General features: G+C 62.5%; 21 protein-coding genes. 3 read left to right on the top strand and 18 right to left on the bottom strand.

What is annotated here, in order from left to right; all coding sequences use genetic code 11:
- Nucleotides 1-109 precede the first annotated feature (109 nt).
- Together JWR51_RS13370 and JWR51_RS13375 are read left to right on the top strand one after the other, a co-directional pair.
- On the top strand, nt 110-2,188 hold the full coding sequence (locus JWR51_RS13370) for a hydantoinase/oxoprolinase family protein (protein ID WP_299748157.1): 2,079 nt from the start codon (nt 110-112) through the stop codon (nt 2,186-2,188).
- Entirely contained in the window at nt 2,185-3,957 is a 1,773-nt protein-coding gene (locus tag JWR51_RS13375) for a hydantoinase B/oxoprolinase family protein (RefSeq protein ID WP_299748158.1), read from the top strand. Before JWR51_RS13370 ends, JWR51_RS13375 begins: the two co-directional genes overlap by 4 nt.
- Nucleotides 3,958-4,027: 70 nt before the next feature.
- Here JWR51_RS13375 and JWR51_RS13380 read toward each other — a convergent pair whose 3' ends face one another.
- The 18 genes from JWR51_RS13380 to JWR51_RS13465 all read right to left on the bottom strand — a co-directional run bounded on the left by JWR51_RS13380 (nt 4,028) and on the right by JWR51_RS13465 (nt 25,221).
- Nucleotides 4,028-5,185: an ABC transporter substrate-binding protein gene (locus JWR51_RS13380; protein ID WP_299748160.1), complete on the bottom strand. Its 1,158-nt coding sequence runs from the start codon at nt 5,183-5,185 to the stop codon at nt 4,028-4,030.
- The gene (locus JWR51_RS13385) at nt 5,185-6,183 is read right to left on the bottom strand and encodes a GntR family transcriptional regulator (protein WP_299748162.1); all 999 of its coding nucleotides are present in this window, start codon (nt 6,181-6,183) and stop codon (nt 5,185-5,187) included. The genes JWR51_RS13380 and JWR51_RS13385 overlap by 1 nt, the downstream gene beginning before the upstream one ends.
- A 150-nt stretch (nt 6,184-6,333) precedes the next feature.
- The gene (locus tag JWR51_RS13390) at nt 6,334-7,176 is read right to left on the bottom strand and encodes an NAD(P)-dependent oxidoreductase (protein ID WP_299748164.1); all 843 of its coding nucleotides are present in this window, start codon (nt 7,174-7,176) and stop codon (nt 6,334-6,336) included.
- Nucleotides 7,173-8,144, bottom strand: a complete 972-nt coding sequence (locus JWR51_RS13395; RefSeq protein ID WP_299748166.1) for a mannonate dehydratase — start codon at nt 8,142-8,144, stop codon at nt 7,173-7,175. Before JWR51_RS13395 ends, JWR51_RS13390 begins: the two co-directional genes overlap by 4 nt.
- Nucleotides 8,145-8,210: 66 nt before the next feature.
- A complete protein-coding gene (locus JWR51_RS13400; RefSeq protein ID WP_299748168.1) occupies nt 8,211-9,215 on the bottom strand; it encodes an ABC transporter ATP-binding protein in 1,005 nt (334 codons plus the stop codon).
- A complete protein-coding gene (locus tag JWR51_RS13405; protein WP_299748170.1) occupies nt 9,208-10,260 on the bottom strand; it encodes an ABC transporter ATP-binding protein in 1,053 nt (350 codons plus the stop codon). Before JWR51_RS13405 ends, JWR51_RS13400 begins: the two co-directional genes overlap by 8 nt.
- Nucleotides 10,261-10,263: 3 nt before the next feature.
- Nucleotides 10,264-11,160, bottom strand: coding sequence for an ABC transporter permease (locus tag JWR51_RS13410; RefSeq protein WP_299748172.1), 897 nt, complete (start codon nt 11,158-11,160; stop codon nt 10,264-10,266).
- A gap of 9 nt (nt 11,161-11,169) precedes the next feature.
- Nucleotides 11,170-12,168, bottom strand: coding sequence for an ABC transporter permease (locus JWR51_RS13415; RefSeq protein WP_299748174.1), 999 nt, complete (start codon nt 12,166-12,168; stop codon nt 11,170-11,172).
- A gap of 72 nt (nt 12,169-12,240) precedes the next feature.
- Nucleotides 12,241-14,031 (bottom strand): ABC transporter substrate-binding protein, encoded by a 1,791-nt coding sequence (locus JWR51_RS13420; protein WP_299748176.1) that lies wholly within the window; start codon nt 14,029-14,031, stop codon nt 12,241-12,243.
- A 477-nt stretch (nt 14,032-14,508) separates the two neighbouring features.
- Nucleotides 14,509-15,480 carry a hypothetical protein gene (locus tag JWR51_RS13425; RefSeq protein WP_299748177.1) on the bottom strand — a complete coding sequence of 324 codons (972 nt, stop codon included), beginning with the start codon at nt 15,478-15,480 and terminating at the stop codon, nt 14,509-14,511.
- On the bottom strand, nt 15,477-17,333 hold the full coding sequence (locus tag JWR51_RS13430; RefSeq protein ID WP_299748179.1) for a glucose/sorbosone family PQQ-dependent dehydrogenase: 1,857 nt from the start codon (nt 17,331-17,333) through the stop codon (nt 15,477-15,479). The genes JWR51_RS13425 and JWR51_RS13430 overlap by 4 nt, the downstream gene beginning before the upstream one ends.
- A gap of 49 nt (nt 17,334-17,382) precedes the next feature.
- Entirely contained in the window at nt 17,383-18,540 is a 1,158-nt protein-coding gene (locus JWR51_RS13435) for a mandelate racemase/muconate lactonizing enzyme family protein (RefSeq protein ID WP_299748181.1), read from the bottom strand.
- 10 nt (nt 18,541-18,550) lie between these two features.
- Nucleotides 18,551-19,762, bottom strand: coding sequence for a D-mannonate dehydratase ManD (gene manD / locus JWR51_RS13440; RefSeq protein WP_299748183.1), 1,212 nt, complete (start codon nt 19,760-19,762; stop codon nt 18,551-18,553).
- 21 nt (nt 19,763-19,783) lie between these two features.
- The gene (locus tag JWR51_RS13445; RefSeq protein ID WP_299748185.1) at nt 19,784-20,896 is read right to left on the bottom strand and encodes a lactonase family protein; all 1,113 of its coding nucleotides are present in this window, start codon (nt 20,894-20,896) and stop codon (nt 19,784-19,786) included.
- Nucleotides 20,897-20,954: 58 nt separating this feature from the next.
- Nucleotides 20,955-22,004 (bottom strand): mannonate dehydratase, encoded by a 1,050-nt coding sequence (locus JWR51_RS13450; protein ID WP_299748186.1) that lies wholly within the window; start codon nt 22,002-22,004, stop codon nt 20,955-20,957.
- Nucleotides 22,005-22,031: 27 nt separating this feature from the next.
- Complete coding sequence (locus JWR51_RS13455; RefSeq protein WP_299748188.1) at nt 22,032-22,916, bottom strand: carbohydrate ABC transporter permease; 885 nt, start codon at nt 22,914-22,916, stop codon at nt 22,032-22,034.
- A complete protein-coding gene (locus tag JWR51_RS13460; RefSeq protein ID WP_299748189.1) occupies nt 22,916-23,836 on the bottom strand; it encodes a sugar ABC transporter permease in 921 nt (306 codons plus the stop codon). The genes JWR51_RS13455 and JWR51_RS13460 overlap by 1 nt, the downstream gene beginning before the upstream one ends.
- 62 nt (nt 23,837-23,898) lie before the next feature.
- A complete protein-coding gene (locus tag JWR51_RS13465; protein WP_299748191.1) occupies nt 23,899-25,221 on the bottom strand; it encodes an extracellular solute-binding protein in 1,323 nt (440 codons plus the stop codon).
- A 234-nt stretch (nt 25,222-25,455) separates the two neighbouring features.
- Here JWR51_RS13465 and JWR51_RS13470 point away from each other — a divergent pair, with 234 nt between their 5' ends.
- Nucleotides 25,456-26,106, top strand: coding sequence for a GntR family transcriptional regulator (locus JWR51_RS13470; RefSeq protein ID WP_299748193.1), 651 nt, complete (start codon nt 25,456-25,458; stop codon nt 26,104-26,106).
- Nucleotides 26,107-26,272: the final 166 nt, after the last annotated feature.

A 26,272-nucleotide genomic window follows, 5' to 3' on the forward strand; every position in this document is an offset into this window, starting at 1 on the left:
GGCCTGTGGCCAAGCGGATAAATTCCACAGGGAAGTCTGCGGATAAATTATGGACTATGCATCCATAGTACCGTATCTCTGCTGAACACGGATCTGAGCGGAGACTGGAATGAAGACCATTGGCGTGGACGTCGGCGGCACGTTTACCGACCTGGTGTTTTGCGACATGACCAACGGCGACATCGCCATCCACAAGGTCGCAACCACCCCGGATGACCCTTCCCGCGGCGTGATGACGGGCATCACCGAACTCTGCGCCGCCAGTGGCGTCGATCCGGCAAGCATCGACTATGTTTTCCATGGCACTACGACCGCCACCAATGCGGTGCTGGAAAACAAAGGCGCCAAGGCCGGCATGATCACCAATGAGGGCTTCCGCGACATCATTCACATCGCGCGCCACCAGCGTGTCGAGCACTATTCGATCATCCAGGAATTGCCCTGGCAGGCGCGCCCACTGGTCAAGCGCCAGCATCGCAAGACTGTCGGCGGGCGCCTGATCCCGCCCACGGGCGAAGAGTTGGTTCCGCTGGACCGCGATGCCGTCCGCCGCGCCGCCGAGGAGCTCAAGGCCGAGGGCGTCGAGTCGGTCGCCATCTGCTTCCTGTTCTCCTATCTCAACCCAGCGCACGAACTTGAGGCCAAGGCGATCGTCGAGGCGGTGATGCCCGACGCATTCGTCACCACATCGGCCTTCATCTCCCCGCAGTTCCGCGAATTCGAGCGCTTCACCACCGCCGCGCTGGCCGCCTTTATCGGCCCCAAGGTCGATCGCTATATCGACCATCTCGATACCGCGCTGAAGACCAATGGCGTGCATGGCGACCTGCGCATTATGGCCTCCAACGGCGGCGTCGCCACCACCAAGATGGTGGTCGAAAAGCCGACGCTGACCCTGCTGTCCGGCCTCGCCGCCGGTGTGCTCGGCGGCAAATGGATCGGTGACATCACCAACCGGCCGCGGCTGATCACCTTCGATATCGGTGGCACCAGCGCCGATATCGGCATCATCGTCGATGGGGTGTTTGCCGAAACCGATGCGCGTTCGACCTCGATTGCCGGCTTCCCGCTGCTGATGCCGATGATCGACATTCACACTATCGGCGCCGGCGGCGGCTCGATCGCCCATGTCGACCGTGGCGGCGCCTTCCGCGTCGGTCCGCAATCGGCAGGTGCCGTGCCCGGTCCCGCCGCCTATGGCCACGGCGGCAAGGAGCCCACGGTGACCGACGCCAATCTGGTGCTTGGGCGCCTGGTCCCGCAGGACTTCCTGGGTGGCAGCATGAAGCTGGATGCCGAGGCAGCAACTGAAGTGGTCGGCGAACTGGCGCAGAAGCTGGGTCTATCGCTCAACGAGACCGCCGAGGGCATTCTCACCATCATCAATTCCAACATGGGCAACGCTATTCGCTCGCGCACCGTGCAGAAGGGCATCGATCCGCGCGGCTTCGCGCTAGTCGCCTTTGGTGGCGCGGGGCCGCTGCATGGCGTGGAAGTGGCCAAGATGCTCGGCATTCCCGAGGTCATTGTGCCGCCCTTCCCCGGCATTACTTCGGCCATGGGCCTGCTGACCACCGACCTCAAGTATGACCTGACCCGGACGCAATTCCAGGTGTCGGGCGCCATCGACCTGACGCGCATCAACACTGACTGCGTCGCGATGGAAACCGAACTCTCGGCCCAGTTCGCGGCCGACAAGATTGCCAGTGCCGACGTGTCGTTCCAGCGCACCGGCGATCTTCGCTATGTCGGCCAGGGCTATGAGCTCAAGATCGCCTTCCCAGCCGGCGAGATCACCGAAGCGGGCATGGAAGAGGTTTTCGCGGCGTTCCACCGTGTCCACGCGGCCGAATATGGCCATGCCTTCCCTACCAGCCCGATCGAGATCGTCAACCTGCGCGTCAGCGGCATCGGCAAGATGCCCAAGATCACCAAGCTCAAGCCCCCGGCAGGCGGTTCGCTGGCCGAGGCGCTGGTGCACACCCGCCCCAGCGTGTTCCGCATCGATGGCACCTTGCAGACCTTCGACACGCCCGTCTATCACCGCGAGAAACTGCCCCTGGGCGAGCGCTTCAATGGTCCCGCCATCATCCTGCAGAAGGATTCCACGACCGTCATGACGCCCTATTGCAGCGCCGTGGTCGATCCGTCGGGCTCCATCCTCATCACGCTGGGAGACAGCAAATGACCGAGCAAACCGCAGCCGCCACCCGCGTCGATGCCGTCACCGGCGCCGTGATCCAGGGCGCGCTGGAGAACATCGCCATCGAGATGGGCCACAAGCTGATGCGCATGAGCTATTCCAGCATCATCCGCGAAAGCGAGGATTTCGGCACCGCGTTGACCGACGCCACCGGCCGCCAGATGTGCGAGTGCAAGATGAGCACGCCGCTGCAGTCGGGCCCGATCCCCGGTTATGTGCGCGGCATTCTCAAGCAGTTGAAGGCGCGCGGCCAAACGGTCCAGCCGGGCGACGTCATCATGCATAACGACCCCTATGGCGGCGCCAGCCACGGCCCCGACGTGGGCTTTGCGGTGCCGGTATTCCTCGACAACCAGCTGATCGGCTGGTCCGTCACCACGGCGCACCATCTCGATATCGGCGCCTCCACACCCGGCAGCACCGGCATCGTGGATGCCGTCGATACCTATGCCGAGGGCCTGCAATTCAAGGCCATTAAGGTGGTGGAAGCCGGCAAGCGCAATGAAGCGGTGTGGTCGATCCTGCGCGACAATATTCGCGCCTCGGCGCTGGTCGTGGGCGATATGGAAGCTCAGGTCCAGACGGCCCAGATCGGCGCCGAGCGGTTCCTGGCGCTGGTCAACCAATATAGCCTCAAGACCGTCATGGATGCCTTCGAGGACCTGCTGGATTATTCCGAACGTCTGATGCGCACCGCGATCGCGGCCCTGCCCGATGGCGATTACGCAGCCACCACCTTCATCGACGGCTTCCTCGACGACGCCGATCCGACCCGCAAGGATTTGCCGATCGCCGTAACCCTCAAGGTGCGCGGCGATAGCCTGACGGTGGACCTCACAGGCACGGCCCCGCAATTGCCCGACCGGCCGATCAACATGCCGCTGGTCGGCACGGTCGATATTTCGATCTGGCTGACGCTGCGCTCGATCCTGCTGGATAGCGTGCTGTATGGCGCCATCCCCCAGAACGAGGGCCTGAGCCGTCCCATCACCATTGTGGCCCCGCTCGGCAGCCTTGCCAATCCGATCTTCCCGGCGCCGGTGATCGCCCGCTTCTGCCCTGGCAATGCGCTGGCCGATACGGTGATGAAGGCACTGGCCCAGGCGGTGCCCGAGCAGATTTCGGCCGGCATCGGCAATCTGCGCGTCGTCGCCTTTTCAGGCACCGAGGCCGGCAAGCAATGGGTGCATATGGAAATTCTCGAGGGCAGCTATGGCGGCCGTTTCGGCTCGGACGGCATGGACGCCGTCGATACGCTGTTTGCCAACACCCGCAACAATCCGATCGAGGATATCGAGTCCCACCTGCCCATCCGAGTGGACCGCTATGAACTGCGCGAAAATTCGATGGCCGCCGGCCGCACACGTGGCGGCATCGGTACGATCCGCGAGTTCACCTTCCTGTCCGACGGAGCCTTCTCGGTCGAGGGCGATGGCCACAAGTACAAGCCTTGGGGCTATGACGGCGGCGCCGATGGTTACAATGCCTCGTTGCGGCTGATCCACAAGGCCGGCGGCGAAACGCAACTGGCCTCCAAGGTGCCCTATCACAAGATCAAGGCGGGCGATCACCTGATCTCGCAGGGCCCGAGCGGCGGCGGCTATGGCAATCCGCGCGAGCGCGATCCGGCCTCGGTCGTCTCCGACGTGCTGGAAGGCTTCATTTCCCCTGAGATTGCGGCCAACGAATATGGCGTGGTGATCATCAACGGCACGCTCGACACCACCGCAACCCAGGCCCGCCGCTCGGCCTAGAAACACTGATACCGGCTGTCGCCCTGCCCGGCGACGCCGGGGTGGGGTCGCGCCCCAAGGCGCGGCCCCTTCACCCCTCGAGAAATTCCCGCCAGCGCCGCACCAGATAACTGTGCTCGTCCATGAAGGCGTTCCACACCCGCACCCGCGACATGCGCTCGAAATAGGAGCCGCCCTCGCGCACTTCGCCCGGCGCGATGGCGGCTGCGCCCGTCGGATCGGTCAGCGTGGTTTCGGCGGGCTTGCCGGCATACCAATAGTCCCATTCCGCAGCGCTCAAATGCGGGCGCACCAGATCGGGCAGCACGAAGTAATAGCCCTGCCGGGCCACGATGGCCCCGCCTTTCCCGTTCATCCACCAGTTCAGATAGGCGTAAGCCGCGTCCAGTTGTTCGCCCTGGGCAGCCGAGGAAATGCACAAATCGACGTGCCAGCCGCGATAGCCTTCCTGCGGCACGGCGCAGATCACCGGGATGCCCTGGCGCCGCAACACGGCGATGGCGGGCGAAAACATCGATTGCAACACAGCTCCGCGTTGCATCGACCGCGCCGCATCCTGATAATTGCCCCAGATAGTCTTGAAGTGGCCAATCTTCTTTTTGTGCAACAGGATGTCGACCACCAGATCGATCTCCTCGATGGAAAGGTTGCCCACATCGGCAAAACTCACGCCCTCCGCCGCCTCGACCGCCAGCGCCGCCTCGATCATGCCCAGCACCGGGTCGCTCATGATAGCGACGCGGCCCTGCAGGCGCGGATCGAGCAGCCAGCCCCAGCTATTAGGGGTCCCCTCGGGCCATTCCTTGAGCGCCGAGGGCAGATAGCCGAACGCGTCCACGCCATGCAGCAGCGGCAGCATGACGACTTCGTCGCTGGGCGTCGCGCCGAGCAGCCCTGACGGCTGGCGGAACAATTGGTCGAACACCGAGCCGATGGCGCGCACATCGCCCTGCCGCGCCAACGCCTTGCCCTTGATCTGTGCCCCATTATGAATACGCCGCAGGTCGATCGCCTGGATCGCACGAGCCGTCCAGACCAGATCCACCGTATGCCACTGGTGATAGACATCGAAGGTGTCGGGCCGCGTCACCACGCGTTGCAGGCCCTTGACGCTGTCGATCAGCTCGAACTCGATATCGAAATCGAGATCGCGCGCCGCCGCCTCGAGCACCGGCTTGGGCAGCACTTCGCTGCGGCCGATAACCCGCAACTTGGTCCGAGGCGCCACTAATGCACCCGCGTCAGGTAAGGGGATATTTCGGGGGCATCGAACACCGACAGGACCTTGAGTCGCGCCCGCGCCCGCGCATGGTCGGCGTCAAGATGATGCCGCATCGCCACCAGCGCGCCTTCGCTGTCGCCCAGCAGCATATGATCCAGCACCAAGGCATGCTCGCGCAGCATGTCGGTCTCGTCATGCACACCGATATAGGTGCCGAACAGGCGATTGATCACCAGCGAGATCTGGCTCAGCCGCACCGCCTGCGCCAACCGTTTGTTGCGCAGGGGTCGCAGGCATTCGATGTGCAAATCGGCCTCGATCCGGTCCACCGATGCCTGGGACATGGCGCCCGCCTGTGTCAGTGCGGCATTCAGGCTGGCGCGCGCCGCAAGAGCCGCTTTCTGATCCAGATAGGCCATCGCCGCCGCCAGCGCGCTCGGCTCGATCAGCCGGCGCACTTCATGAGCCTCGTCCAGCATGCGCGCGCCAAAAGGCCCCGCAATCCAATGGGACGAGCGATCCTTGGCGATCAGCCCGCGCGCATCCATGCGCGACAGCACATCGCGCACCACGGTACGGCTGACGTCGAAATAGTCGCCGATCGAGGCCTCCGAAATCTGGAAGGTGCCGAACGGGATGCAGTTCATCACATCGGCTTCGACGGCTTCAAAAATCCGTTCCCAGCTCGCCTGGCCCAGGCTGCTGCCCAGTTCTTCCGGCAGGTCGAGTGTAAGCCGGTGTAGATTGGTGCGCCCCGGCGCCTGCGCCAGCGCGCCCTGCCCCACGACATAGCCTTGCGAGCTGAGCGCCGTCACCACGCCGTCCTGCGCCAAAAGCTCCAGCGCCCGCTTGACCGGCGGCCGGCTAACCCCCAGCCGGTCCGCAACCGCCGAGGTCAGCAGCCGCGTTCCCGCCGGCAAATTCCCCTGAGCGACGTTGCTCGCAAGGACTTCGCGCACGATTTGATAATAAGGCTTGGCCGCACCAGATTCGGATTTCTTCATCGCCGGTTAGCATAATCTACAACAACACATCCGCGAAGAACGATAGCGATCATTTTCAGCGGCCGAGGCCCATCTGTCGACGACGTGGCAATGAGGCTCGAGCTGGTGCTCAAGCCTCACCACCTGTAGTTTCGGTGGCGATGCGATTTCCTACCGCGCTTGCACCATTGCGGCGTCGTGGTTCCAGCCGAGCAGGCGTTCGGCCTTGGCCGAGCTGAAGAAGCTGCTCAACCCGCTCAGGTCCCCGGTGACGGGAATGTCGGGGAAATAGCGTGCCGCGAGGTCGAGACTCGGCACTTCCACGGTCGTGGTCGGCGAGACGATGTAGAACACCTCGTGCCCTTTGAAGGTGGAATTCACGCTGCGCAGGCATGCGTCGGCGGCGGCGTTGAGGTTGGTCCAGGCCCAGAGGTGTTTATCGACATTGGGACCGTGGGCCGGATAGACCCGCGCCGCCATTTCCCGCTCCGGCACCACGTAGTGAAACCGCATGCTGGCGATGGTCATGCCGTCGTAGCGGCGCACGAAAGCGTCCGCCTGCTGCTCGCAGATCCATTTCGAGAGGCTATAGGGGTCTTCACTGTAGTTGGCGTGGGTCTCGTCAAGCGGGAAGAAGTCATAGCGCGGGTGCCGGCTATAGGCGTGGCCGATAGCGTTGACGCTGGAGGCCTGGCAAATCCGCATGATGCCGTTTTCGGCGGCAGCGCGAAGGGCATTGTAGCTACCAACGACATTGTTGTTGTGCACGACATGATCGGGTTGCCGGCCGGGCGAGGGAATGGCCGCCATATGGATCAGCGCGTCGCAGCCGGCGAACGCCGCTACCAGGGCGTCATAGTCGTCCATTTCGGCCTGGATGAAGGTGACGGAATCCGGCAGTTCCTCGTGCTTGGGCACGCGGTCGATACCCACGATGCTGTGGCCCTGCGCCACGGCGAGCGCGGCAATGCCGCGGCCGACCCGGCCGCTGGCTCCGGTCAAGGCAATCTTCATGAAGCGCTCCCGCTGTAGACGGCTTCCTGCAGGCCGCGGATATAGCCGATGGCATAGAGCCGCCCGAACGCCGAATAGCCGGCATTGGCATTGCTGTCGCCCTCGACCGTCGGCACATGATCGGGTCGCAGCACGCCATCAAAACCGATGTCCCGATAGGCTTTCATGCAGGCCAGCATGTCGGTCTTGCCGGCGTCGTGCCAGGTTTCCTCGAACTTGGTGGGCACGCCGCGCACGTCGCGGAAGTGGATGAACGAAATCTTCTTGCCGAACTTGCGGATTTCACGCGGCAGGTCGTCGGTCATCAGGGTGAAATTGCCCTGGCACAGCGTGATGGTGTTCATCGGGCTGGGGACCAGTTCAATCAGGCGCTGGTAGTTTTCGATCGAGCGCATGATGCGCCCCACGCCACGGATCGGCGACAACGGGGGATCGTCCGGATGCATGGAGAGTTTGACCCCCGCCCGCTCGGCGACCGGCAGCACCTTGCGCAGGAAATAGTCGAGGTTGGTCCACAGAGCCTCCTCATCGATCGGTGGCTCCTTGGTCAGATCGGCGGGCACGTCGTTGATGTCAAAACTGGTCACCACCGAGCCACCGCGCGACGGCGTGGCCATATTGGTGCGCACCCAGTTGAAATCGGTCATCCACTCGTAGCACCAGACGGGAATGCCGAGCTTGCCCATGCTTTCGAGCAGGTTGCAGACCACGGCGATCTCTTCGTCGCGACCGGGCAATCCGCGCTTGGCCTTATTGAGCGGTGGGCGGGACTCGATAACACGCAGCTCAAAACCGGCGTCCTCATAGACCTGCTTCATGCGCTGGAGCGGCGCAAGATCGCCAACGGTCTCACCCGCCTGCAGCGTATCGAATGGCAGCCCGCCTACGGCGAGATTGACGCCCGCCTGCTGGGCAAGCTTCCACACCGGGGACGGCGCCGGGGAAATGAATTCGGCAATTTCGAGCATAAAACCTCACTCAGCAAAGACTGGCGCGTGGCCGTGGACGACCATGCATAAGTTGGGATGATTTGATCAGGCCGGCAGCAGTTCGGAAAGCCGCTCGGCCACGATCTCGGGCTGTTTGTCGTGCAGGTAGCACGCAGCGGCCTGACTGGGGTTGATCTGGAACAGCGGCGGACGCGTCTTGCAAATCTCCATCGCCTTCGGACACCGTGCGCGGAACGGGCATCCGGTGCTGACGCTATCGGCCTCGCGCGCAATGATCGGGTGTTCGCCCCAGCGCTGGTTCAGATTGGGCCACGGGATCGAATCCACCAGAAGCTGGGTATAAGGATGCTGCGGCGACTTGATCACCGCATCGACGTCGCCGGCCTCCATCACCCCGCCGCGATAGAGCACGATGATCGACTTGGCGATGTGATAGGCCGTGGTCAGGTCATGGGTGATGTAGATGATCGACACGCCATGGTCGCGCTGCAAATTGCGCAGCGTTTCCAGGATATTGGCGCGCAACGAGGCGTCGACCATCGACACCGGTTCGTCCGCGATCAGCAGGCGCGGCTTGAGCAGCAGGGCGCGCGCGACGTTGATACGCTGACGCTGGCCGCCCGAAAGCTGGTGCGGGAAACGCCCGAGAATGTCTTCGGGGCGCAGGCCGACGGCGGTCAGCGCCTCCTCCATGCGATTGCGTGCATCGGTCTTATTGCGGGCCAGCTTGAACCGCTTGATCGGCACAGTGAGCAGATGATCGACGGTGTAGAACGGATTGAAGACGGCAAAGGGGTCCTGGAACACCGCCTGCACTTCGCGGCGATAGGCCAGGCGGTCCTTGCCGGTGAGACCGGCAATGTTCTTGCCGCGGTAGAGGATTTCCCCGGTCGTCGCGGTGATGAAACCCAGCAGCAGCATGGCAAGCGTGGTCTTGCCGCTGCCGCTCTCGCCGGCCACCGTCATGATGGTCGGCTCGTCTTCCTTGAGGGTCAACGAGATATCGCGCAGAGCGATATTGGCATGCGGGCTGATGATGCCGCGCTGGTAGACCTTGGAGACGTTCTTGAGTTCGAGCAGGTTAGACATGACGCTGGCCCTCCTCCGCATAGAGGTGGCAGGTGACGGTTCGCCCGCCGGCTAGGGTTACGGATTCTGGACGCACCGTGCGCTGCAATTCCTCGGCATGGGGACAGCGCGGGTGGAACGCGCAACCGCTCGGCAAGCGCAGCAGCGACGGCGCGAGGCCCGGAATGCCCTGGAACACGCCTTTGTTGTCGAGATTGGGCAGGCTCGAAATCAGCGCCTGCGAATAGGGATGCTTGGGGTCGGTGAACATTTCGCGCACACTGGCCACCTCAACGAGGCGCCCGGCATACATCACCGCAACCTTGTCGACGAACTGGGCCATCAGGCCCATATCGTGGCCGATCAGGATGACGGCGGCGTTGATCTGGTCCTGCACCCGATCGATGGTTTCCATCACCTGCCGCTGGGTCACCACGTCGAGCGCGCTGGTCGGCTCGTCGGCGATGATGACCTTGGGTTCGAGCAGAATACCGATGGCGATGCAGACGCGCTGCTTCATGCCGCCGGAGAGTTCATGGGCGTACATGCGGAACACGCCGGAATCCAGATCGACGGAGCGCAGCGCGTGCATGCAGCGATCCATGATCGCCGAGCGGCCTTCCCGCGGCATATGGGATTTGATCGCATCGACCATCTGCGCGCCGATGCGCGTCACCGGGTTGAGCGAGTTCATCGCGCCCTGTGGGATATAGGCGATCTTGTCGAGACGGGCGCGGCGCATAGTGTCGTCATCGAGCGCCATCAGGTCGGTACCGTCGACGATGACGCTGCCGCCTTCGATGCGCCCCGGTGGCTTGATCATGCGCATCATGGCTAGGGCCATGGTGCTTTTACCGGAGCCCGATTCCCCGACCATACCGAGTTTCTCGCCGGCGCCGAGCGTGAAGCTGACATCGTCCAGCGCCTTGGCCCGGCCAAGGTCGGTGTAGTAGGTGACTTCGAGGCCCTTGACCTGCAGCACGGATTTGGCGCTGGCCGCGTCGTAGGCTGCGGTGGCATTGCGCGAGCCGGCCTGCGCGCCTGCGGCTTTTGTGTCCATCATCATTGTCTATTCCGACCTGCGTACGCGGGGATTGGCGAGTTCGTCGAGGCCCATATTCACCAGGGCAAGCGCGCCCAGGATCAGGATCATCGCGAAGGCGGGCTCCAGAGGCCACCACCACCAACCGTTGAAGAAGGCACCCTGGCTTTGCGCGGCCCAGATGATATTGCCCAGCAGCGGTTCGCGCAGCGGCCCGAGGCCGAGAACGGCCAGGTAGAACGAGGCGAACACCGCCGAAAACACCTGGCCGACAAAGGCCGCGGCGATGAACGGCAGCAGATTGGGCAGAATTTCGCGGAAGATGATGCCCATGTCGCTGACGCCGGAGAGCTTGGCGACGGCAACGAATTGCCGCTCCTTCATGGTCATCACCTGGGCGCGGATCACCAGGGTCGGCCCCATCCATGCAAGCATGGCAACGATGAGGGCCATGGTGAAGATGGTCACGTCGCGCTTGTCGAGCGAGCCGGCCACCACGACCTGGATCAGCAGCACCGGGATCGGCGTCAGGATCTGGCAGATAGTGCGAACGGTCGAGTCGACCCAGCCGCCAAAATAGGCCGAGGTGAACCCCAGGACCACGCCGACTAGCGTGCCGATGCCGCCGGCGAGCAGGCCTATGAAGGCGGTTTGCCACATGCCCACCACCATGGCCGCCAGCAGGTCGCGGCCGAAGAAATCGGTGCCGAACGGATATTTGAGGCTCGGGGCCTGCTTGAGGCCGGCCGACAGCGGATAGGCATGCTTGGGATTAACCACCATCAGGCCGATCACTGTGAACAGAAACAACGCGACGAGAATGATGACCCCGAGCGCCAACCCCTTGTTGCGGCGCAGATAGCGGAAGAACAGGACGACATTGCTGGGCTGGTTGACGGGGGAAACCATGGTGATGTTTGCCATGATGATCTCCTAATTGGCCCGAATTCGGGGATCGAGCAGCGGGTAGACGAACTCGAGGATCGTCATCAGCGCCGCGATGGCGATGGTGATGAAAATCACGATGCCATAGATTACCGGGAAGTCGTTGGCGCGGATGGCCAGGTTCAACGCCGTGCCAATGCCCGGCAGGCCGAATATGCCTTCGACGATCACCGCCGAGGTGATGACGGTGCCGAGCGCCAGCGCAAGGCCGGTCACCTGCGGCAGCAGGGCGTTCCGAAGGTAGTAGTCCCTGAAGATGCGCCCCCCGGTCAGTCCCTTATGCTCGGCGAAATTGACGTAGTCCTCGCCTTGTATGGTGATGCCCATGCCGCGCATGGAGAGCACCCAGCCGCCCACCGAACCGAAGATCAGGGCCAGCGCGGGCAGGATTTGGTGCTGCATCAGGTCGAGGAAGAATGACCAGGACCAGGTCGGCACGATGCCAGCCGAGTAGGCACCGCCGAGCGGCAGCCATTTCAGGCGGAAGCCGATGAAGAACAGCAAGAGAATGCCCATGATCACCGGTGGCACGCCGGTCAGCAGGATGAATGGTGTCGCGAGGGAACGGAGCCAGCCCGGAGCCTTGGGCCAAGCCGCAACTGCGCCAAGCAGGGTTCCGAGGACAAAACTGACAACGGTGGTGACCAGCAATAGCCCGATGGTCCATGGCAGCGCCTGGGCGATGACCTCGGTTGCGGTGGATGGATATTTGCTGAGCGAGTAGCCGAAATCCAACCGCGAGATATTGCCGAGATACTGCCAGTATTGCTCCAGCATCGGCTTATCGAGGCCGAACTGCTGCTGCATGGAGGCGATCATTTTTTCAATATCACCGGGCGAGAAACCGCCGGTGCGGGCCAGTTCGCCGAAGCGTTCGCGAATGGCGTTGCGCGATGACAGGCGCGGAATGAAGAACACTATGGTCGAGGCGGCCCAGACGACCAGGACGAAAAACAGCAGGCGTTTCACGACGATCTTGAAGTTCAATGGACTAATCCCGAAAGGTCTTGGCCGGCAGGAGGGGTTACGCGCCACCGGCGCGTAACCCTGGAGTGCGGACTACTTGGCGCCTGAAGGCTGCAGCCCGGTGATGACCAGCATTCCGGTGTGAGCCCAGAACGCGCCGTTCGTACCCATCCCGACATTGGTCGAGGACGGCCAGTTCTTCCAATAGTGGTTGTTGTACGGAATACGGTGCAGCCACTGGATGACCGGGACGTCGATGGTATCGCGCCAGTAGATCCCCAGAGCCCGAGCGGCACCGGCGATGAACTTCGGATCCTTCGAGTCGAGCGACTGGATGCTCTCGAGCAGGGCATCGTATTCAGGGTTGGAATAGCGCGAGAACCGGTTATTGCCGGCCGATGAACCGATGGCGTTGCTATACTTGCCGTTGAAGAGGTTGAGCGCTTCGAACGGGTCGAACAGGCTGGCGCCATGACCGAACATGTAGAGGCCGGCCTTGCCGTCGACCATGTTCTGATAGGCGTCGGTACCGAAGTTCACGTTGGAGTCAAAGCCCGCCTGACGCAGCATTTCGGCCAGGATCGGGGCGATGTCGCCGTGGATGTTTTCGAAGGCCTGGATGGTGGCGTCGAACGTCTTGCCGTCCTTCTCCCACAGGTCGTCGCCATTCTTGGCCCAGCCAGCTGCTTCCATCAGCTTGGCGCTTTCTTCGAGGTCGTACTTGCCGGGTTCGTACTTGGCTTCCTCGGCCTTGACTTCAGGCGAGTCGGCGAAGGCCTGCAGGTTCGGGTAGAGCGGGAATGGATAGATCGTAGCGATCTTCGCACCCTCGTAGAGCACTTCATTGATCTGGTCGCGGTTGATGGCGAGGCTGATGGCCTTGCGCACGTTCGGATCGCTGTAGGGCTCGAGCTGGTCGTTCATCCACAGCGAGTTCGGCCACCAGTCGAGATAGCCATAGGGCGACTCGGTGCCGGTCCAGGACTGAACTTCGGGGTTCTGCTGCAGGATGTTGCCGATGATCTGGGCCCGCATGTCCACCGACGAGTCAAACTCGTTGTTGACGATGCGCTGGGCGACCGTATCCATCGGCTGGTTGAGGATATTGACCACAACCACACGCTTCACAGCCGGTTCGGCCATACGGCCGGCTTTGACAGCCCACCAGTCCTCACGCAGGTTGAAGATCTTCTGGTTGGTGTTCCAGGCGACGATATCAAATGGCCCGGAATGAGGAATCGCGTCGCGGCCCGGCGCCTTGGTCGGATCGGCCTGTTCCGACAGATAGCCGGCTGGCACGATTGGAATGCCGGTGTCGAACTTTTCCGTCAGCACTTCGAACTTGAAGCGCGGTGCGGGCGCGTTGAACGTTACCTCGATGGTGAGGTCGTCCTTGGCGGTAACGCTTTTCACCAGCTCGGCGAACTGCACATGGTAGGGCAGCGTCTCATACTTGATCTGGCCTTCGAACGTGTAGACCACGTCCTTGGAGGTCACGGGCGAGCCATCCGACCACTTCGCGTCCTTGTTGAGCTTGATTTCCAACGCGGTGAAGGTGTCGTCGGTATAGTCCATGCTGTCGGCCAGCCACGGGATGAACTCGTTCTTGTAGATGCCGAAGTACATCAGCGGCTCCCACATCAGGTTGTTGCCTTCCTGATGGGTGTAGCCGGGCAGAACCCATGGATTGGTGGTGCCGATGGACGAGCCACCGGAAACGCCCCAACCCAGAATGACCGTCTGGTCGCGCGGCACGTCCGCCAGCGGGCTGGTGGGCACGATTTCGGTAGCGGCGACGGGCGCGGCATCCTGCGCGAACGTCGCGACTGGCGTAAACGCCAGTGCAAGCACTGCTAGTGCTGTAGCGAGTTTGAATTTGACCATGTGACAGCTCTCTCCCTTTGTCTGTCAGTGGATGGAGACGCTTGCGCGCCGAACTTGCAGAAATTGCCGCTCGCGCGCGGCTCCTCGTCCTCCCCTGCCCTCGGCAACCTCAAGTTACCCGGATCGCTTATTTTCTCGCGCCAATCGCGAATACATCGCCACCGACGCAATAGATTATCATGTTGCTTTTCTCGATTGATGAAGTCATAAAAACATCGTCCGCCGAACACAGGTTCGTCAGAACAGTCATCGCGATCGAAAAAACAATATTCGAACCGCCAGCCGTCACAGGACATTTATCCCGTTGCGGCCGGTCTGGCGCTCCTCCGAACCAGTGTTGCCAGCGCCAGCATGACAACCCGGTTTTATTATTATGCCATCAATGATTAGCCGTAGGGATATCCCGAGTCAACGCGCGAAATTGTAACGTTGCAATTCTCGCCTTGGTCGGGAAAAAAGTGATCGCAGCAGCCTCCTTCAGCTCAAAAATGCCACCACACTGTGGCGAATAATGGTGGGTGTTTCGGGGCGGATTTCGATGGCGGTGGCGACGCCCCGCCGGTTGATCGGATTGGGTCCGGTCGAGATGGCGTCGTTGAGATCGAAGGCCGCCGCGATCGGCTCGAGCCCGAGGCCACGATATTGGCCGTTCCAGGGCGGCGCCTCGACGCCACGGTTGGTGTGCCAGATCTGTAGCGACGGCAGTTGCGTGCGGTCCCAGTCGAGGATCATGCCCGCCCCTTCATCGAGCCAGGTGGCTTTCATCGGGCTGCGCATTCCGCAGAGCTGGACATTGAGGTTTTTCTGACTGCGTAGCGGCGGATGGCTCAGGTCTACCGGGCCATTGGCTTGCGGTACGGCGGCGAGACTGGAAAATTCCTGCTCCCCCGCGACCTGGCGCGGATGCACCAGCCCGAAGGCGAACTCGGCCTCGAGCCGCAGCCGCCCCGCCTGCTCAGGCAGCCGAAAAATCGGATGCAAGCCGACCGAGAGGGGCGCTGCCCGGCGGGCGAAGATGGTCAGCGTCGAATCCAGCGCAGGCGCATTCGGGCGAGCCGCCACACGGCGTTCGAGGCGCAGCACCGGCGAGGTTTCGGGATAGTCGAGCGCCAGCGTCACCGAGGATGCATCGGCGGAGACGACGGTCCATTCCTCGTCGGCGGCGGGACCATGGATCGGCCAGTCGCGCGGGCGGTCCATCAGCGCGGCCCATTCGGGCGGCGCACCCGGCGCCGGTCCGCCCGAGCCCATCGGGACGCAGACGAAATCACCGCCCAGCTCGCGCAGATGGCCGATGACGGACATGTCGGTCACGGTGCCCATCCAGGGCGCGCGCGCAAATGGCCGGAACGACTTGCCGCCCAGATCGAAGCGGCAATCGGCCAGCACCGCGGCGGTCGACAAGACCACCGCTTCGCCATGCGCCCATTTGAGAACGTGTTCGCTCACTGGGCAGCACCTGTGATGATGGTCATGCCGTCGAGCGTGGCCGGATCGGGCGGCAGTTCGGCGTCCCCCGCCGCAAGTCCATTGACTGACAGGACATAGGCGATGATGTCGGCGTAATCGCTGGCCGGCAGCGTCCCCGGACGCGACGGAGGCATGGTGTCGTGCGCCTTGCGGTAAAGGTCACCCACCGATTTGCCATTCCAGTTGCCGGCAAAATACTCGCCAGCCAAAGGTGTGCCATAGGTGGCGCTGATCAGGTTCTGGCCGTGACAGGACACGCAGTTGGCATTGTAGGCGATCTTGCCACGATCGGCCTGGGCGGCTGTGAAGCTCGGCGGCAGGCCGGCCGCGGCAGCGGCTTCGCCCGGCACGACCATGAGAGCCTCCGAAGTCGGCGCCGTAGTCGAAGCAGTCTTGCCGGTATAGCTGAACACCAGGATCGAGCCGGGGTTTTGCATCGTGGTGGTGGTGCCGCCGGCCAGCGCTTCAGCCAGCCCGCCCGGATCGGTCGCGACATAAATGGTCTTGCTGTCGGGGCTGAGGGCGACGTCACGGAAGCGGTTTTCAGACTGGAAATAGCGCTCGATCGGACCGCGCAGGGACTTGCCATCGGCGGCGAGCGGCAGGCGGTAAATCGAGCCACGCTTGAGCGTGGTGACGATCAGCGAATTCTCCCAGCCGGGAATGCCTTCGCCGGTGGGCATGTAGGTCTGGATGCTGGACGCCGCCACGGTCGGCCAGCAGATGAAATCCACGCCCTTGCAGACCGGATCGGTGAAATCCCAGTCGCTGGGCACGGTGAACAGGGTCGCCAGCGGGTCCTGCATCGGCTCGGTCCAGCTCGTTTCGTCCTCGACGGGAACGGAAGGATCGATGGTGATATCGGAGAACTGGAGCTGTTCGCAGGGCGTCGTGGCGTCCTTCCAGCGGGCATATTGATAGGCTTTGTCATCGCGGAAGCCCGCCACGTGCGGCCAACCAAAATTGCCGCCGGGGACCAGGATATTGACCTCGTCATCGGTCTTGGGACCCTGCTCCGAGGCATACAGCGTGCCGTCGGGGGCGAAGTCGATGCCCTGCATATTGCGGTGGCCATAGGTGAAAATGTGGCTCACCACGCCGTCGATCTGCGGATTGTCGGCGGGGATCGAGCCATCCAGATCGAGCCGCAGGGACTTACCCTGATAGGCGATGAAATCCTTGGCGGCGAGTTCGTCCGCTGTGGGCAGGCGCTGGGCTTCGATCGGCTGGCACCAATTGCCGAGCTGGTCTTTACCGCCATCGCCGATGGTGTAATAGAGCTTGCCGTCCGGACCGATCTTCATGCGGCCCGAATTGTGGTCGCTGCTCGCCGGCAGGCCGACGATGAGGTCCACCGGATCGATCAGCTTGTCGGTCGCCGCATCGTAGGTCAGGCGGACGATCTTGGTATAGAGGAAGCGATAGGGGCTGGCGGGATCGGTAACCACCGGATCGGCGCCGCGCGCGTCATCGACATAGGTATAGGCGGTATAGACGTAATCGTTGCCGGTTCCCCTGAGCAGGTCGGGATGCAGCGCCAAGCCCAGCAGGCCGTCCTGCCCGCCGGGCGCGGAGACTTCTTCGATATCGATCAGCGTGGTCTTGCTACCGTCGGCGGGGTTGATGCGATCGATGCGGCCGGCTGTGCGTTCGGTGACCCAGAGATAGTTGTCAGGCCCCCAGGTCAGCTCCCACGGCCCTTCAAGACCGGTGGCTAACACCTTCATTTCAAAGGGGACGGTCCCGGCGACGACGGCATCGGGGCTGTCCTGCGCCAGGGCCGGAGCGGCCATGGACAGAAGGGCGAAGACAAGAGCAACGTGACGTTTCATCTCAAGAACCTCCCTACTGCGCCGGTTGATCCGGCGGTTTTCGTTCAGGCTACCAGTTGGTCACCGACCCGTCACGCCGCCGCATGTGCGGCGCCTCCCAGAATTTGAAGCTTGCCGCCGTCAGCGCCGCTTCATTGACCTCGATGCCAAGGCCGGGGCCATCGGGCACTTTATACACAGCACCATCGAGCATCGGCATTTGCGGGAACATCTCCGCCGTCGGCGTGCCATTGTAGAGGTCAGTGGGATTGGCCCGGGTTTCGAGCGCGAAGAAATTGGCCACTGCGGCCGAGAAATGGATGGTCGCGGCCGTGCAGATCGGCCCCAGCGGATTGTGCGGCATCAGGTCGACGTAATGCGCCTCGCTCCAGCCGGCGACCTTCATCGCCTCGGTGAAGCCACCAACATTGCACAGGTCGAGCCGGTTGAACTGATGAATGTCGCGCTCGATGTACGGCAGGAACTGCCATTTCGAGGCGAATTCCTCGCCGATAGCGAAGGGCACATCGGTGAGCTTGCGCAGTGCCTCATAGGCCTCGGGCGTCTCGTCGCGGATCGGCTCTTCTAGGAAATCCAGCGTGCCCGAAGGCATTTTCTGACAGAAGCTGGCGGCTTCGGCCACCGAAAGGCGATGGTGATAGTCGATGCCGAGCACCACCTCATTGCCAAGCGCTTCGCGTGCCTTGGTCAGGAACGTCGCGCTCTTGCCGATGGATTCCCGCGGCTCGAAAATGCCGCCCGGATTGTCCCAGGCGGCGGGGAAGAAGCGGATCGTGGACCACCCGCGCTCAATCAGAGCGCGGGCGGCATCCAGAGTTTCCTCGCCATTGATAGAGCCGGTGGAGGCAAAGGTGGGGATGACGTCGCGGTGCTTGCCGCCGAGCAGTTGATAGACCGGCACACCCAGCGCCTTGGCCTTGATATCGTGCAGCGCGATATCGATTGCGGATTGGGCGGCGAGCAATACCCGCCCCCCCTCGAAATACTGGCTGCGATAAAGCTCCTGCCAGATCGCCCCGATAGCCATCGGATCGCGGCCGATCAGGAATTCGCGATAGTGCTCGATGGCGCCGACCACCGCCTTTTCGCGGCCGGAGAGCCCGCTTTCGCCCCAGCCGAACACGCCTTCGTCAGTCTCGATCTTGACGATGAGCTGGTTGCGGTGGCCGACCCAGACCGGATACGGCTTGATGGCGGTGATCTTCATGGCGCTTGCCTCACCAGCTCGTCATCGAGCCGTCTTGCAGGCGGGCGACCGGCAAATAAGCCTGTTGGTACGGATGCTTGGCGGCGAGGTCTTCGTCGATATCGACACCGTGGCCCGCCACTTCGCCGGGCTGCAGATAGCCGCGGTCATAGCTCCAGGCGCATTTGAACACGTCGTGCATCAGCTCGGTGTAGCCGGAGAATTCCTGGATGCCGAAATTGGGGATGGCGACGTCGACATGGATATTGCACCCCATGGCGATGGGCGACACGTCCTGCGGGCCGTGGCAGGCCGAGCGCACGTGATAGATGGCCGCAAGGTCGAAAATCTTCTTGAGCCCGGTGACGCCACCGGCATGCACCGAGGTGACGCGGGCATAGTCGATCAACTGCTCGGTGATCAGCGTGTGCGTATCGTAGATCGAGTTGAATACCTCGCCCACCGCCAGCGGTGTCGTGGTGTGCTGGCGGATAATGCGGAAGCCTTCCTGCAGTTCGGCGGGAATGGCATCCTCCAGCCAGAATAGCCGGAACGGCTCCAGGTCCTTGCCCAGGCGTGCCGCCTCGATCGGCGTCAGGCGGTGATGCACGTCGTGCAGCAGGTGGACATCCCAGCCCACCGCGTCGCGCACCTTCTCGAACAGCTTTGGCACCAGCGGCAGGTATTTGTGGGTGGCCCAGACTTCCTCATGCGGTACCACGCGCCTATTGACCAGCGCATCCTGGTCCGTCGAATGGCCGGTGCCATAGATCGGCGGCAGGCCGGGAATGGCGACTTGCGCGCGGATGGCCTCAAGCCCCTGCTCCCGCAGCGCCACGACGCCTTCGGCGACCTCGGAAATGTCGAGGCCGCCAACGTGCTTGTAGACCATCACCTTGTCGCGCGAACGCCCGCCCAACAGTTGATAGAGCGGCATATTGGCGGCCTTGGCCTTGATGTCCCACAGTGCCATGTCGATGGCGCCGATCGCCGCCATGGTGATCGGGCCACGGCGCCAATAGGCCCCCTTGTAGAGATATTGCCAGATATCCTCGGTGCGCAGCGGGTCCATGCCGATCAGGGTGGGCGCGACATGGTCCTCAAGATAGGAGGCGACCGACAGTTCGCGGCCGTTCACCGTGCCGTCGCCGACGCCATAAAGCCCCTCGTCCGTAATAATCTTGACCGTGACGAAATTGCGCCCTGGGGAGCAGACGATAACTTTGATATCTTTGATCTTCATGGCGAAGTCCTTGTGGTCTCTTCAGCGGACCGTGGGATGGAAAGCGATGGCGGTGGGCGAGCCGGTCTGGATCGGCGCGCCGAACGGAATGAGTGCCCCGGTCTCGGGCTGGTAGCGGAACAGATTGATGCAGTCGCTTTCCTGATTGGCGACGGCGAGCACCTGCCCCGTCGGATCGAAAGCGAAATCGCGAGGAATGCGACCGCCGGTCGGCGTCGTGCCGATGAATTTTGCGATGCCTGTGGTCTGGTCGATGGCGAAGCCGGCAACGCTGTCATGGACGCGATTGCCTACATAGATGTGCTTGCCGCCGGCCGCGATCCCGATTGCCGAGCCTGACGTGCCCTTGTGACCGCCCGGCGGTAAGGTCGACGCGCTGGACAGCAGGGTGAAAGTCCCATTAGCAGCGTCGAAGGCAAGACTCGCCAGCGTGCAGGTCATCTCGTTGACCAGATAGGCATAGGGCAGCGTCGGGTGGAACACGAAGTGGCGCGGGCCGGAGCCCGGCGGCAAAACGGTTTCGCCATGCGGCGTCAGCGCGCCAGTCTGCGCATCGAAGCGATAGACCAGCAGTTTGTCGATGCCCAGATCGGCGACGACGACGAACTTATTGTCCGCTGTCCAGCGGATACAGTGGGCATGCGGGCGATCCTGCCGCGCCGCGTCGGGACCCTTGCCGTTATGGGTGACTTCGGCCACGAGCGATCCAAGTGTGCCGTCGGCAGCGCGCGGATAGATGGCGATGGATTTGTTCGGCTTGGCGGTGATCGGCAGGCCGCCATAGTTGGCGATGCCGACGAAGCGGCCGGAATTGTCGTGGCTAAAATGCGCCGTGTAGTCGCCGCGGGTCGGCTGCTTGGACAGATATTCCAGTGCGCCGCTGGCGGGATCGATGGCGTAGCCGGTGATCAGGCCCTCGTTCCAGCCGCCCACTTCGCTGACTGCGGCCAGCGACTTTCCGTCTTTCGCCACCTCAACAAAGGTCGGGTTATCGATGCCCTCGGTGATCCCGAGCAACTCAGCCGCACCGGTTTCGAGGTTCAGACGAAAGGCGGCGATGCCTTTGGCGGCGGGCTTGGCGACATAGCCGATGCCACGATTGACGCCACCGACATAGAACAGAACTGAGGGCATACGAACTCCAGATATTCTTGATTGAGCGGCCCGCGCCGATGCGCGGACCGCCCCTACTCTAGGCGGCCTTGAGGAATTCGGCCATGCGGACCAGGCCCTGCATGTAGCCGATGGCGTGCGAGCGCCCGCGATGGTTCCAGTCGCTGTCGCCGTCCATCTTGGGCACGTGGTCGTCGAGCAGGAAGCCGTCGAAACCCAGCTTGGCCAGTTGGACAATGACCTCGGCAGGGTCGAAATTGCCGTCGCCGATAAAGCATTCGGTGAAGTTCGGCACCGAGCCCTGCACGTCGCGGAAGTGGATGTAGGAAATCCGGCCCTTGGGCGCGAAGAAGTCGATCATCTCGGTGACATTGGCTTTGCCGCCCGGCATTTCCGAGCAGCAACCCAGGCACAGGTCGAGCGTCCACGCCTCGGACCGGCCGACCAGGTCATAGGCCTTCTTGAAGTTTTCTGGCTTGTAGAACAGCCGCGCCACGCCACCCAGCATCGGCACCGGGGGATCGTCCGGGTGGAGGGCAAGCTTGAGGCCTTCCTGCTCGGCGACGGGCAGAACCGCGTTCATGAAATAGGTGTAGTTGGACCACATCTGGTCTTCGGTGATCACCGGACCATCCTTGCCGAACAGCGGCATGGACGATGCGCGACCCAAGGTCGTCGGCATGAAGGAGCGCAGCGTCTCGAGGTTGTCCTCATTGGCTTCGACCACGGCCATGTCGAACTGGCGCGCCGTAGCTCCGCCGCGCGTCGTGCCCTTGCGATCGGTGGTCCACACCGAATTGGGCATAAAGTGTAGGCCCAACACCGGAATACCGGCGCGCGCCACGGCCCGGATGGTGGCCTGATAGTTCTCGATCTGCTCGTCGCGGCCGTCCAGCCCCATCATCGCCTTGTGGTAGAAATGCGTAGGCACGTTTTCGATCGCCTCGAATTTGAGGCCGGCGGCTTCGACCTGGTCGACCAGCGCCCGCACGTCGGCCTGTTCCCAGCGGGTATCGCCCGGCAGGGTGGGATTGTTCATCTGCAGGCCGCTCGCGCCGATCTGGGCGGCAAAGCGCAAGCGCTCCTCGCTCAGATCGTGAAACTGCCCAACTGCAACTCTGATCGCCATGTCCGTCTGTCCCTTAATCCTAAAAAATCAGCCTTTGACCGAGCCGTCGGCCAGTCCGGCCACCATGAAGCGTTGCGCCACGAAGTAGAGGATCATCAGCGGCAGCGAGGAGATGACCGCGCCGGCCATCAACGGCCCCCAGGGCAGCACGTCGCTGGTGATGAGATAATTGAGCGCCAATGGCGCGGTGCGCTGGCTCTCCGAGGTGATCAGCACCAGCGCCAGCAGCAGCTCGTTCCACGCCCCGGTGAAGGTGAAGATGGCCACCGCCGCGATGCCCGGAGCCGACAACGGCAGCACGATGCGGAACAGCACGCCGATGCGGCTCAGCCCGTCGATCAGGCCCTGCTCCTCGACCTCGCGCGGCACGCCCTTGAAATAGCCCTGCAGCAGCCACGTCGACAGCGGCAGCGAGAAGGTCAGGTAGACCATGATGAGACCAAACAGCGAATTGCCGAGGCGCAATTGCGCCATGATGATCGACAGCGGAATGAACAGCAGCGAGCCGGGTGTCAGGTACGCAAACAGGATCAGCCGACCCACAAAGCCACGGAACCGGTAGCGGAAGCGCACCATGGAATAGGCGGCGAAGGAGGAGATGATCACCGAGATGATGGTGACGGTGAACGACACGATCAGGCTGTTGCGGATAGCAATCAGGAACTGCCCGTCGCTGAGCAGCTTGCTGTAATTGTCGAGCGTGAAGGTCTTGGGCCACAACGACGGCACGCGATAGATTTCGCGCGGCAGCTTGAGCGAGGTGATGATCATCCAATAGATCGGGAACAGTACCAGCAATACGGCAATGGCAAGCGCCGCATAGCTCAACACACGGCCGATGAGGAACCGGCGGCGGAGGCGTTGGCCGGCCTTGCTCTTGGCGAGCGGGATAGTGGCGGTGAGCGTGGCCATCAATCTTCGTCCCGCATCATCAGTGAGGTGGCGAAGATGACCAGGATTGCGAGGATGGGCAGCATGGCGACGGACACCGCGGCCGCCTCCCCCACGCGCTGGGTCTGCATGCCGAAATAGGCCAGCACGGGGAACACCATGGTGGCGTCGGACGGCCCGCCCGCGGTCAGCAGCCAGACATGTTCGAAGCCATTGGCGGTCCAGATCGACGACAGCAGCGTCGTGACGATCACCACCTGGCGAATGCCCGGAACGGTCACGACCCAGAACCGTTTCCAGGCATTGGCGCCATCGATATGGGCTGCCTCATAGAGGTCCTTGGGCACCGATTGCAGGGCCGCCAGGATCGAGATGAACCAGAACGGAAAGCCGCGCCATACCGAGGCGGCGATAACCGAGCCCATGGCGGTCTGCCGCTGGCCCAGCCAATCGACGACGTGGGGGTAAATGCCCGTGCCGGTCAGCACCAGATTAATGCCGCCGCCGATCGGCTGGTACAGCACGCGCCAGGTCAGGAAAGCGACGAAGGCCGGCATGGCCCAGGGCAGCATGAGGAAAGAGCGGAATATGCCCCGGCCGGGAATGGCCTGATGCACCAGCAGAGCCAGTCCGAGGCCGATCAGCAGCTTGAGCCCATCCGACACCAAGACGATGATCACCGTGTTCCAGATCGCGGCGGTAAAGGTCGCGGATTTCGAGAGGTAGACGAAATTCGCGAAGCCGATGAACTTGCCGACGCTGCCCACCACCTGGTCGGTGAACGACACATAGATGGCGAAGAAAAACGGATAGGCCACGAGCCCGATGATCAGCAGCACCACCGGTGCCACCAGCGCATAGGCAAACAGCTTTGCACGCACACCGGTCGGCAGGCGCCGCCGGCGTGATGGTCTGGTTGATGGGTCTGCGGCTAACGACATGGTCTATCCCGATAGAGAACCCCGGAGGGCCGAGCCCCCCGAGGTCGAATAAATCTGGCGGGTCAGTACTTGTCGTAGATGATCTGGCCCTGGGTCTGGGCTTCGTCCATCGCCTTGTCGAAATCCCAGCCGTCGACGACGACGCGCTGGCACATCTTGGGGATGATGAAGTTGGACGACAGGTCGGCCCAAGCGGCGTTGTAGACATCCGGATAGGCTGGAGCCGTGCCCGCCTTGGCGAGATTCAATAGGCCGGCAAGGATCGGGTTGGTGCCGTCGAAGGCACTCAACTGTTCCTGGTTCTTCAGCACCGGGCCATAGATCGCCACATTGAAATAGGCGTTCATGAATTCGGGCTGCGCCAGGTGTTCCAGCAACGCCTTGGCCTCATCCTGTGCACCACTATTCTTGGTGATCGCGCGGGTTTGCGGGGTGATCGGCGAGATGGTGCCCTTGGGTCCGGCGGGCAGCGGCGAGAAGGCGCTGCCGTCGTATAGCTCCGGATCATCCTTCTTGGCGGCGATGCCGACCGAGCCGGTGTTAGCGATGAAGGCGGCCTGCCCCGAAAGATAGGCCTGATTGTCGCCGGCGCCGTCCCAGGTGGTGTTGCCGGGCGGGAAGATGCCCTTGTCCCAAGCGTCCTTGAGCCAGGTCAGGTAAGTGCGGGTTTCCTCGGACTTGATGGTGACCTTTTTGCCCGCGTCATCGGCGATACGGCCGCCATAGGACTGCAGTACGTTGACCTGCACGTTGGCGTCGCCAACGTTGGACAGCGCCAGACCAAGGCCGGAAACCGGAGATTTATTGACCGCAACGGCCTGCGCCACCAGCTCGTCCCAAGTCTTGGGCGCGTCGGTGAAGCCTGCCGGCTCCAGCAGATCCTTGCGGCGGAGCAGAAGGTTGCCATTGACGCCAAAGGGTATGCCAGTTCGCCCGCCTGCATCGGCGGTGGTATCGGTGGCGCGATCGGTGCCTTCGAACCAGCCGCCCTGCGCGTCGCCGATCTTCTTGTAGAGATCGTCGAGCGTGATGAACTGATCCTGGCGCGACAGCAACAGCAACAAATCCAGCCCGAGATCGAGGGCATCGGGCATGGTGTTGGACGATACCGCAGCCGAGACCTTCTGCACGGTTTCGTTCTGGTTGATCATCACCACTTCGGTGGCGACGCCATTAGCGGCGCCCCAGGCGTTGATGGTGTCGGTCAAAAGCTTGTTGGCGTCATCGGAAAAAATCAGGCCGCCCCAATAGGTCAGCTTCTTGCTTTGCGCGATGGCCGGCATAGGAAAACTGCCCACGGCGGCGATGGCGAGGCTGCTGGCGGCGGTGCCGAGCACCCGGCGGCGCGTCCATCCACGCGCAGCACTAATAGGCTTGTCGTTCATGAAAATCTTCCTCCCACCCCGGCTGGCGCCTTTGCGGCTGCTCAGCAAGACCATCCAGAAGCTGTCGCTGCGGCGGCAGGCGACCATCCGGCGATGACTGCGACCCTCCTCCGGGCCCGACGCGCTCTACTTAAATATATTTCAACGCGTCTAGAAAATGTTAGAGCCGTGTCGTAAGAGCTGTCAACGGCTTATCGCGTCAGAATTACCGATAATCTTCATTGGGGGCATGCAGTGGGTCAGGGGATCGACAATCCCGGCTATCTGGCGTTCGTCGAGGCGCTGCTCGACGGACGGCTTAAGCTTGGGCAAACCCTCACGCAGGAGGAAATCTGCGACATACTCGGCATTTCGCTGTCGCCATTCCGCGAAACCACGACCCTGCTCGAGGCGGAGGGCCTCGTCACCGTGCGCCGCCGCATCGGGCTGACCATCTTTTACCCGGACGTCAAATTCGTCGGCAACACCTTCCAGCTTCGCGGCATCCTGGAGCGCGAGGGCCTGTCCAAATTTGCCCGCTCGGTGGGCAAGTCCTGGCTGTCCAAGACGCGCGCCGACCATGACGCGATCATCAATTTTGTGGAAACGGTCGCCGACCCGGCGGTCTATCGGGAACCGGTCCGGCAACTGGAATGGGCGTTTCACAACAGCTTCATCGCCGCGTTCGAAAATCAGCAGATCGCGGTGATCTACGAGCGGCTGCACCAGAAAATGTACCTGATACGATTGGTCAATCTGGAATCGGTGGACCCCACCAATACGATCAAGTCGATGCGCGAACATGTCGCCGTCATCGAGGCTCTGGAGCGACGCGACGCCCAGGGCGCCGTCGACGCGCTGGACAACCATCTGCGCGGCGTCCTCCATCGCACTCTCACCACCTGAGGCACATCCAAAGCCCGACAATACCGGCCTTTCCGCAATGCCGACTTGGCCGGCGCGACCGCGCGATATTCTGCCAATATGTCTCATTGGTATTTGCATCGACCAGTACGGGGCGGTCCGATTGACAGTGACGTCGGGTACTCCGACTATCCGCTCGTTGATCGCC

Source organism: Devosia sp., assembly GCF_028290625.1.
Classification (GTDB): Bacteria; Pseudomonadota; Alphaproteobacteria; order Rhizobiales; family Devosiaceae; genus Devosia.

What these genes read in the sequence shown, in the direction of transcription:
- JWR51_RS13370 (WP_299748157.1), top strand. Translation starts at nt 110, where the DNA reads ATGAAGACCATTGGCGTGGACGTCGGCGGCACGTTTACCGACCTGGTG.
- JWR51_RS13375 (WP_299748158.1), top strand. Translation starts at nt 2,185, where the DNA reads ATGACCGAGCAAACCGCAGCCGCCACCCGCGTCGATGCCGTCACCGGC.
- JWR51_RS13385 (WP_299748162.1), bottom strand. Translation starts at nt 6,183, where the DNA reads ATGAAGAAATCCGAATCTGGTGCGGCCAAGCCTTATTATCAAATCGTG.
- JWR51_RS13390 (WP_299748164.1), bottom strand. Translation starts at nt 7,176, where the DNA reads ATGAAGATTGCCTTGACCGGAGCCAGCGGCCGGGTCGGCCGCGGCATT.
- JWR51_RS13395 (WP_299748166.1), bottom strand. Translation starts at nt 8,144, where the DNA reads ATGCTCGAAATTGCCGAATTCATTTCCCCGGCGCCGTCCCCGGTGTGG.
- JWR51_RS13400 (WP_299748168.1), bottom strand. Translation starts at nt 9,215, where the DNA reads ATGTCTAACCTGCTCGAACTCAAGAACGTCTCCAAGGTCTACCAGCGC.
- JWR51_RS13405 (WP_299748170.1), bottom strand. Translation starts at nt 10,260, where the DNA reads ATGATGATGGACACAAAAGCCGCAGGCGCGCAGGCCGGCTCGCGCAAT.
- JWR51_RS13410 (WP_299748172.1), bottom strand. Translation starts at nt 11,160, where the DNA reads ATGGCAAACATCACCATGGTTTCCCCCGTCAACCAGCCCAGCAATGTC.
- JWR51_RS13420 (WP_299748176.1), bottom strand. Translation starts at nt 14,031, where the DNA reads ATGGTCAAATTCAAACTCGCTACAGCACTAGCAGTGCTTGCACTGGCG.
- JWR51_RS13430 (WP_299748179.1), bottom strand. Translation starts at nt 17,333, where the DNA reads ATGAAACGTCACGTTGCTCTTGTCTTCGCCCTTCTGTCCATGGCCGCT.
- JWR51_RS13435 (WP_299748181.1), bottom strand. Translation starts at nt 18,540, where the DNA reads ATGAAGATCACCGCCATCAAGCCGTATCCGGTCTGGGTCGGCCACCGC.
- manD (WP_299748183.1), bottom strand. Translation starts at nt 19,762, where the DNA reads ATGAAGATCAAAGATATCAAAGTTATCGTCTGCTCCCCAGGGCGCAAT.
- JWR51_RS13445 (WP_299748185.1), bottom strand. Translation starts at nt 20,896, where the DNA reads ATGCCCTCAGTTCTGTTCTATGTCGGTGGCGTCAATCGTGGCATCGGC.
- JWR51_RS13450 (WP_299748186.1), bottom strand. Translation starts at nt 22,004, where the DNA reads ATGGCGATCAGAGTTGCAGTTGGGCAGTTTCACGATCTGAGCGAGGAG.
- JWR51_RS13455 (WP_299748188.1), bottom strand. Translation starts at nt 22,916, where the DNA reads ATGGCCACGCTCACCGCCACTATCCCGCTCGCCAAGAGCAAGGCCGGC.
- JWR51_RS13460 (WP_299748189.1), bottom strand. Translation starts at nt 23,836, where the DNA reads ATGTCGTTAGCCGCAGACCCATCAACCAGACCATCACGCCGGCGGCGC.
- JWR51_RS13465 (WP_299748191.1), bottom strand. Translation starts at nt 25,221, where the DNA reads ATGAACGACAAGCCTATTAGTGCTGCGCGTGGATGGACGCGCCGCCGG.